Below are 2,609 nucleotides of genomic sequence, written 5' to 3' on the forward strand. Positions count from 1 at the left end.
CGCCCGCGCCCGGACGCCCGGGCGCGGGCATCCTCCTTGGCCCGAGCGAGAACGAGGCGGGCGAGGTCTGCGCCACGCACCGGGGCGGGACCGGCCGCCAGCTCGCCCGCGCCAGCATGCTCATCCGAAGGCTCATGCGAATGCTCATCCGACGACATGGTGCACCTGCCCGTCCGCGACTTCGAAACGCACTCCGGCCAACGCGGCGGGAACGTCCGCGTCGACCGCTGCCGTCACCAGGACCTGCTCGGCCGGGGCGACCAGCTCCGCCAGCCGGGCCCGACGGTTCACGTCGAGCTCAGCGAACACATCGTCAAGCAATAGTACCGGTTCGCGCTGATCATCCCGCAATAGTTCGAATGATGCCAATTTGAGTGCAAGCGCGAGCGACCACGACTCGCCGTGGCTCGCATACCCCCGCGCCGGCCGACCGTTGATGGACAGCAACAGCTCGTCGCGATGTGGGCCGACCAGGGTCACCCCGCGCTCGAGCTCGCGCGGCCGGACCCGGGCGAGCTCGGTGAGCATCGCCGCCTCCAGCACAGCCCGGTCGGTGGAGACAGACTCGCCCGGAACGGGACCGCCCGGGCCAGGACCGCCCACGGCCTGGTCGGACGTTCCGGCTGCGACGGTCGAGCGGTATTCGATGGCGGTCAGCGCCCTGCCCGTCCGCACGTCGTCTCGGGCACCGGAGACCGGGGCGGCCGGGGAGACGGCCGGGGCTGCGGCCACGGCCGAGTAGGCGGTTTCCACTCTGGGTCGCAACGCCTCGACCAGCGCGCCCCGCGCCGCTACCAGTTCAGACCCGTACCGGGCAAGTTGGGCATCCCAGACGTCCAAGGTGCGCAGATCGCTCGTCCGGCCGCCGCGGCGCGCGGCCGCGGCCGTCCGCAACAGCGTCGACCGCTGGCGCAACACCTTGTCGTAGTCGGCGAGCACACCGGCCAACCGCGGCGCCCGGGCGACCAGCAGATCGTCGAGGAACCGCCGGCGCTCGGCCGGATCGCCCCGGACCAACGCAAGATCCTCCGGGGCGAAGAGCACCATGACCAGCAATCCCAGGACGTCGCGGGGCCGGGCAAGCGGAGCCCGGTTGAGCCGGGCCCGGTTCGCCCGGCCCGGGATGATCTCAATCTCCACCAGTGCGGCCCGGTCGCCCCGCACGATCCGCGCGCGCAATGCCGCGCTCGCCGCGCCCTCGCGAACGAGCGGCGCATCCGAGGCCACGCGGTGACTACTAAGAGTAGCCAGGTAGCCGACGGCTTCCAACAGGTTGGTCTTACCCTGCGCGTTGGAGCCGACGAACGTGGTCACTCCGGGCGCGAGCTGAAGATCCAACGCGGGATAGGACCTGAAGTCCACCAGCGACAGGTGCGTGAGATGCACGTCACCCGGACAGCCGGATCGGCATGAGCAGGTAGCGGTAGTCGGGGACCTCACCGTCGTCGGGTGCCTTGCCGGTGAGGATCGCGGGCTTTTTGGCGGCCTCATCCGCATCGTCAGCGCTCGCGAAACCGATGTACACCACGTCGGACTCCACCGCGTTCAGACCGTCGAGCAGGTACGTCGGGTTGAACGCGATGGACAGGTCCGGTCCGTCGTAGCCGATCGGCAACGTCTCCCGGGCCTGCGCCTCGCCGCCGGCGCCGGCCTCGAGGACCAAGTGCTCGGCGGAGAAGCTCAACTGGACCGGAGCGGTACGTGCGGCAACCAGCGCGACGCGTTTCACAGCTTCGGCGAACGGGGAGATCTCAATCTGCGCGGTCAGCGGTGAGCTGTCGGGCAACAACCGCTGATAGGGCGGGAAGGAACCGTCCACCAAGCGGGTCGTGGTCTGCCGATCACCACCGGTAAACCCGGCGAGGGCCTCCCCGGACGGACCCGATCCGAGCGCGATCGCGACCTCCGCCCCGGAGCCCGACAACGCCTTGGCGGTATCGCTCAGAGTACGCGCCGGCACCATCGCAACACCCTCGACGTCAACCGCGGTGGGACGCCACTTCATCTTGCGAACGGCCAGCCGGTAACGGTCCGTAGCGGCCAAGATGAGCATCTCACCGTTGATCTCGAGGCGGACGCCGGTGAGCACCGGCAGCGTGTCGTCCTTGCCCGCGGCCACCGCGACCTGGGACACCGCCCCGGCAAACGCGGCTCCCTCAATGTGGCCGGTCGCCGCCGGCATCGGTGGCAATGTCGGGTAGTCATCAACCGACATGGTCGGAAGGGTGAACCGTGCGTTACCACAGGTAAGCACCACGCGCGCGCCGTCGGTCGCCAACTCGACCGGTGCCGAGGGAAGAGCTCGGGTGATCTCGGCGAGGAGCTTGCCGGACACCAACGCCCGGCCCTCTTCGGAGATCGTCGCCGTCACCCCGCACTGCGCTGCCACCTCGTAGTCGAAGGCCGAGACCTTCAGTGATGGACCGGTCGCATCCAGCATAAGCCCAGCAAGGACCTGAAGCTGTGAGGTCGCACGGGTCGGCAACGTGCGCGCCGTCCACGCCACGGCATCGGTGAAGTCGTCCCGTTCAACCCGGAACTTCATGATTCGCCCTTCTGGATGGTGCTGTTCGCCTGCGCTGAGGCGTTCCAGCATCGCAGGCGTCCGC

2 protein-coding genes are annotated in these 2,609 nt (G+C 69.2%); both read right to left on the reverse strand.

Going from position 1 to position 2,609, the window contains the following annotated elements; all coding sequences use genetic code 11:
* Nucleotides 1-144: 144 nt before the first annotated feature.
* On the reverse strand, nt 145-1,386 hold the full coding sequence (locus U9980_RS21755) for a DNA replication/repair protein RecF (protein WP_322769622.1): 1,242 nt from the start codon (nt 1,384-1,386) through the stop codon (nt 145-147).
* 1 nt (nt 1,387) lies between these two features.
* Complete coding sequence (gene dnaN / locus U9980_RS21760) at nt 1,388-2,545, reverse strand: DNA polymerase III subunit beta (RefSeq protein ID WP_322748693.1); 1,158 nt, start codon at nt 2,543-2,545, stop codon at nt 1,388-1,390.
* Nucleotides 2,546-2,609 lie beyond the last annotated feature (64 nt).

This window comes from Protofrankia sp. Cr1 (assembly GCF_963555865.1).
GTDB lineage: Bacteria > Actinomycetota > Actinomycetes > Frankiales > Frankiaceae > Protofrankia.